Source organism: Brassicibacter mesophilus, from assembly GCF_050433385.1.
GTDB lineage: Bacteria > Bacillota > Clostridia > Tissierellales > Proteiniboraceae > Brassicibacter > Brassicibacter mesophilus.
Genome location: NZ_JBNPXI010000025.1, coordinates 55,078 through 61,790 on the forward strand (window position 1 = coordinate 55,078; position 6,713 = coordinate 61,790).

The following is a 6,713-nucleotide window of genomic DNA, read 5'->3' on the forward strand; positions in this document are numbered from 1 at the left end:
TGCCACCTCATACTCTCTTTTTAAAATTTATAAAATATCTTATATTAATTGTTTACAGCTTATCCTTTAACTCCGTTAACTTATCTCTCAATTCAGCAGCTCTTTCAAATTGAAGCTTTTCTGCAGCCTCCATCATTTCTGCTTCCAATCTACTTATTGCTTGATTGATCTCTTCACTTGTCATATCGTTAATGCCATCATAACCATACTTTTCTGCATCTTCTGCAACCTTTGTTGCCTCTATTACATCTCTAATACCTTTCTTTATTGTTTTAGGGACAATACCATATTGCTGATTATATTCCGTCTGAATGAATCTTCTTCTGTTTGTTTCATTGATAGCCTTTGTCATTGAGTTAGTAAGCTTATCTGCATACATTATAACCTTACCCTCTGAGTTTCTTGCTGCTCTTCCTATTGTCTGCACCATAGAAGTTTCAGACCTCAAAAAACCTTCTTTATCTGCATCTAATATTGTAACCAAAGAAACCTCTGGCAGATCTAAACCTTCTCTTAATAGATTTATTCCTACTAAAACATCAAATTTTCCCATTCTAAGATCTCTTATTATTTCCATTCTTTCTATTGTCTTTATATCCGAATGAAGATACGTAACTTTAATTCCTATTTCCTTAAAATAGTTAGTCAAATCCTCAGACATTTTTTTTGTTAAAGTAGTCACTAGTACTCTTTCGTTCTTTTCTGCTCTAATATTTATTTCCTTAACTAGATCATCAATTTGATTTTTAGTTGGCCTAACTTCAACCTCTGGATCCAGTAGTCCTGTTGGACGTATTATCTGTTCAACTACACTTTGTGAATGTTCTAACTCATATGGACCTGGAGTTGCACTTACGTAGATTATCTGATTTATATGTTGCTCAAACTCATCAAACTTCAAAGGTCTATTATCTAAAGCAGAAGGAAGTCTGAACCCATAGTCTACAAGTGTTGTCTTACGAGACCTATCACCTGCGTACATACCTCTAACCTGTGGCAGTGTAACATGAGACTCATCTATTATCATCAAATAATCATCAGGAAAATAATCTAGTAAAGTGTAAGGTTTACTGCCTGTTGGTCTTCCGCTTATGTGTCTAGAATAATTTTCTATACCTTGGCAAAATCCCATTTCTCTAAGCATTTCTATATCATACATTGTTCTCTGCTTAAGTCTTTGAGCTTCAAGCAGTTTATCATCAGCTGTAAGTTCTTTTAATCTTGCATCTAGTTCTTCTTCTATACTAACTATAGCTCTATCTACTTTCTCTTGACTTGTAGCAAAGTGTGATGCAGGAAATACTGAAATATGCTGTCTTAATCCGATTATCTCTCCAGTAAGTGCGTTCACTTCTGTTATTCTATCTATTTCATCACCAAATAGCTCAACTCTTATTGCATTTTCATTCGAAGATGCTGGAAAGATTTCAATAACATCTCCTCTAACTCTAAATGTACCCCTAATAAAATTAATATCGTTTCTTTCATATTGGATATCTATAAGTTTTCTAATAATTTCATCTCTATCCTTGATCATTCCTGGTCTTAATGACAAAACAAGGTTTTCATAATCAATAGGATCTCCTAATCCATATATACATGAAACACTAGCAACAATTATGACATCTTTACGTTCAAATAGTGACGCCGTAGCCGAGTGCCTTAGTTTATCTATCTCATCATTTATAGACGAATCTTTTTCTATATAAGTGTCTGTCTGAGGAACATAAGCCTCAGGTTGATAATAATCGTAGTAGCTTACAAAATATTCAACTGCATTGTCTGGAAAAAACTCTTTGAATTCACTTGCTAGCTGCGCAGCCAGCGTTTTGTTATGAGCAATAACTATAGTTGGCTTCTGAACTTTTTCAATAATGTTAGCAACTGTAAAAGTCTTTCCAGATCCTGTTACCCCTAAAAGAGTCTGATGCTTAATATTATCGAAGATACCTCGACTTAAGCTTTCAATGGCTGCAGGCTGGTCTCCTGTTGGTTTAAACTCTGATTTTATCTTAAATCTATTCAAAATATCACCCCAATTATTAAACAAAATACATTGATTATAGTATTGTTATTTTCCTATAATAATCATTATAGCAATAACATCAAGCATTTTTATAAGAAAACATTTGTAATACTTTCTGAATTTTTCCAAGATATTCTTAGAATTATATGCTAATTCTTGATATAATTTGGAACTATTTTGGTCAATAATAAGTCTAAGTAATTTGTGTTAATATATACTTTTTATTTATATCACAAAAGATTTATTCTAAACATATTATTCTAAACATACATGCTTGGAACACTTGTTCGTATTAATTATATATATAATCCCAATTTAAGTCAATATGTCAAAAAAAATATATAAAAATAAAGAATTTCTCTAATAAAGAAGGTCATTTGCTTTCTATGTTGAATATTAATAATGTGAAAGTTAGGAAGGAGGCTATCAATGAAGAAGCAAGTAATATTTCTTTCTATCATGCTAACACTTACAGCATGTAGTGTGAATAATAAAAACAACAAACCAGTTGAAGGTCCTATAGCATCAACTTCTGTGGAAAAATCAATTGATTTTCAGATCGAAAGAACAACGTTATCTAAAGGCTTCCAATCTGTTAATCCTCATGTGGAAATAGTTGATAAAGATACTGAACCTGCTTTTCTAGTAAATCTAGGAATTGTTGAGTGTTCTAAGATAAATATAGATAAAATTACTAAAGCTAGCAACGAAATTAAAATTTACGCAAGTCGGACTATTGAAGAAAACAAAAAGGATATTGTTGTACCTCAGCTATTAATTAAGCTTGACGGTATTGACAATGTAACACTTAAAGACACTAAGTTTAGCATTATAAACTCAAACTATGAGCCAATTAAAGTAGCATATGATAAAAACCAAGTTCTAAACAATATCTATGCACAATTTAAGATTACGTCAAACACTGTCCCTAAAATTAATTTGATTAATGAAGATAACAAATACATCTGGGATGTAGACCTTCATAATATTTTTGCAAAGGAGCAAATTGATCTTCCGCTAGTTTACTTTAAGGCTAGGGTAGATGCATCAAGTGGGGAGTTTATAGAAACAAATCAACAGATAATTTCAACCACCATTGATAAAGGAAATATAATTGACTATGTAGATGGAAAGTCTATAATCTATATTCAAAAAATAAACAATAAAGATGGAGATTATCAGAATCTTTGGCTCTATGATATACAAAAAAACAAAAAGGAAAAGATTTATTCCACTCATAACACCATATATTCTGCTAAGTTTAGTCCTGATTTAAGTAAGATAGCTATAATAGAACATAATGGAAAGCTTACAGATATTTTTATTGTAAACCTTAGTGATAATACAACACAGAAAATTACACCTTTAGCCTATAAACACAGTTGGAATATAGAATGGTATGGCAAAAAGCTTTATGCCCTAAATAATGATGAAAAATCTAGAGCTACATTGCTATCGTTTGATTTAGAGAAAAATGAGCATCAGATATTATTTTCTGTAAGCAAGAATATTTCTGATTTTGATGTCTATAACGAAAAGTTTGTATTTACTGAGTTCAATGAACAACAAAACACTAAGGAAATATTTATCACTAGTGATGGAAAAGAACTGAAAAAAATTGACTCAGGTCATATTCCTAAGTTTATTGATTCAAATATACTGGTATACAAAAAAAATGTAATAAACCAAAATAAATGCACTCTATGGCTATATGATATAAATAATAAAGTAAAAAAATCAGTAACAGATATGGATATCAGAAGTTTTTCAATTATTGATTCTGATACTTTAGTTCTAGTTGGCAGAGAAAACTATGGCACAGAATTTTCTTCATTCATATATAAACTAAATAGCGGCGATCTTACAGCACTCGGTCATGTTATAAGTGAAACAGTATATTATAACAGTAAGGCAAATACAATTTATTTTAGTGCTATTCCACCTATAGACAATTTAGATACAAGTCAAATATATTCTATAGATTTAAATAATATTTTAAATTAAAGAGGAAGCGGCTTAAATAGCCAGCTTCCTCTTAACCCATTTATATGCTTTTATTATAAAGCCTTGTTGTTGATCTATGTCAAAGACATATGGAGAATATTTAGGTACTACTAATATACCTAAGTCTTTTATCCCGTTTTTATAATCGCAATAATCTTTATTTACTAATTGTCCATTTCTGTTATAGTAATCTATCCATATGTATGATGAAATATTATTTAAAATATTCCGCATCTGCTCTACTGACCCAACTTTTATGCCATTTATTGATAAAATTACATCTCCCATCTTAATTCCAAGCTTTTCAGCTATACCATCTCGCTTTGTTTCTAAAACTCGCACTCCATTATTAACAGGAGTGAATATAGGTTTTCTTGACCGTTCCTTTTTTCTACTATATTGAATTAAAAACTCATGTGCTAAAGGAGCAAATAGAGCTGCTATAAATTTTAAGAAATACACTTTTGCAGATAATACTGATAAAGCTAACAGTACCATACTATACACGAATAAGCGTTTTGATGATTGAATTGCTTTATCTTTAGGGTACTCTGTAAAAGTCATATCGCCATACCCTAATGCTGCTATAACTCCACCCATTAATATTGTCTGATTTGAAGGCATTAAAATAATAAATGGAACAGGCCAATATCTAATCATATTAAAACCGCCTACTGTAGCTCCCTCTCTATCTATAAACATTGGTATTCTTGTTTTGTATCCGTCTGCTCTTATCAAAAAGCTTTCAATAAGATGTAATATTGCAACAATTGCCATTATGCTTGATACATCTATATCGGGATATCCAAAAATAAGGCTCACTAATGATACTATGCCACCTGAATAAGAAAAACATAAAAATCTAGGATTAATAAGCATTAACAGTAAAGCTAGAATGAATATAAGTCCAAAGTCATCTATTTCAACAGTTATCCTTAAGATCAGCATTATAATACTACCTAATACTCCTCCAAGTATTCCTGATAATGTTGAATATACTATTCTCTCATAGATTGATTGTTTATTTCCACCTAGCACTTTTCTCTCTATCTTTCCAAGTCTATTGTATTGTAAGTATAAAATAAGTATCAAAATCCAAAAAATTGGAGCCTTAATAATTGAAAATATAGATTGGATAAATATACTTCCTATTTCTATTAACTGATTCATAAAAGCACTCCTTTGGTATCGAAAAAGATATAGCCATTAGTTTGACTAATGGCTACGTTTCTTACTTAATCTTGCTTTTGATAATTTCTAATGCTTTCTGAAGCTGCGTATCTTGTTTTATATTCTCTACTCCTATTTGCTCTACACCTTCAGGAATTTCTACTATAATATCTGGTTCAATACCTTTACCATGTATATTCTTTCCATTTGGTGTGAAGTATTCAGAAACTGTTAATTTGAAACCTGATCCATCAGGAAGCTCCTTAATACGTTGCACAATTCCTTTTCCAAATGTTTTAGTCCCAATTAATACTCCTGTTTTTGTATCCTGAATTGCTCCAGAAAGTATCTCTGATGCACTAGCACTTCCTTCGTTTACAAGTATAGTTAAAGGCAAGCCTAGTTTCTTCTTATCAGATGTTAAATACTCTCTTTCTTTATTTTTAGTCTCTGTATAGACTATTGTCCCTTCTCCCATAAGCTCATCTGCCACATTTGCACATACATCTAGTAGTCCACCTGGGTTGTTACGTAAATCTATGATTAATCCCTTCATACCATCTTTTTGTAATGCTTTGAGATGTGTTTTGAAGTCCTTATCTGTTAAATCATCAAATGACACTATTCTTATATAACCTATTTTATCTTCTAGCATCTGTGATTTTACGCTTACTAATCTTATTTCTTGTCTTGTTATTTTCTTATCTAAAAATTCTGAGTTTCCCTGGTTATCTTTTCTCATTATAGTTAATAACACATCAGTTCCAGCCTTACCCTTCATAGTTTTTATAGCATCATCCATTTTGTCAGCTGTAAATTCTTTGCCATTTACCTTGACAATCTTATCTCCTGTTTTTATTCCTGCTTTTTCACCTGGAGTATCTTCTATAGGAGACACCACTGTTATTAAATTATCCTCTCCAGGAGTCACAATAACACCAATACCATCGTAAGTTCCTTTTGTATGCTCCATAAAATCAGAAAACTCATCCTTGGTCATATATACAGAATACGGGTCTTCTAATGATTCAAATAATCCTTTCAATTCTCCTTCATATAATGTTTCATCCTTTACATCATTGAGATAATTTTGTTTTACAAAGTTCTCCAAAGCCATGACCTTAGAGTACTTTTGGTATGCTCTAGCATACTCCTCAAATTCACTTTTAGGTAATACGACTTTATGCTTATAATGTATTTGAATTGTATTACTAACTGCAAAGGTTAATAAACTCGTGATTAATGTTATTACTATAGCTCCAACTACTGCTTTCTTTTTTGATATCATATTTTCACCCCAGTAAATGTCGTCTAATCTATTTTATTAAATATATGTAAACATTATACCACCACTATTTCTTTTTTTCAAAGGCTATTGGTACTTTTTCCTAAAGTTTACATTAATCATGCTATATCTTGAATCAGCACCACCCGTCTAACGGGTGGTTTGCTCTGCCCCTATAAGGGGCTGTTACCGACCAGCGCCTAAAGACGCTGGCCTTCACATTGTTCA

4 protein-coding genes are annotated in these 6,713 nt (G+C 31.4%); 1 reads left to right on the top strand and 3 read right to left on the bottom strand.

Annotated elements, in window-relative coordinates; translation table 11 throughout:
* Positions 1-52: 52 nt before the first annotated feature.
* Positions 53-2,026, bottom strand: a complete 1,974-nt coding sequence (gene uvrB / locus HNR33_RS19400; protein WP_429086777.1) for an excinuclease ABC subunit UvrB — start codon at positions 2,024-2,026, stop codon at positions 53-55.
* Between the two features lie 429 nt (positions 2,027-2,455).
* Between uvrB and HNR33_RS19405 the strand changes: the two genes are divergently transcribed.
* A complete protein-coding gene (locus HNR33_RS19405; protein ID WP_429086780.1) occupies positions 2,456-4,030 on the top strand; it encodes a hypothetical protein in 1,575 nt (524 codons plus the stop codon).
* Between the two features lie 12 nt (positions 4,031-4,042).
* On the opposite strand, the gene HNR33_RS19410 is transcribed toward HNR33_RS19405, so the two are convergent.
* Both HNR33_RS19410 and HNR33_RS19415 read right to left on the bottom strand, forming a co-directional pair.
* Positions 4,043-5,200 carry a PDZ domain-containing protein gene (locus HNR33_RS19410; protein WP_429086783.1) on the bottom strand — a complete coding sequence of 386 codons (1,158 nt, stop codon included), beginning with the start codon at positions 5,198-5,200 and terminating at the stop codon, positions 4,043-4,045.
* A gap of 61 nt (positions 5,201-5,261) precedes the next feature.
* Positions 5,262-6,488 (bottom strand): S41 family peptidase, encoded by a 1,227-nt coding sequence (locus tag HNR33_RS19415; RefSeq protein WP_429086785.1) that lies wholly within the window; start codon positions 6,486-6,488, stop codon positions 5,262-5,264.
* Positions 6,489-6,713: the final 225 nt, after the last annotated feature.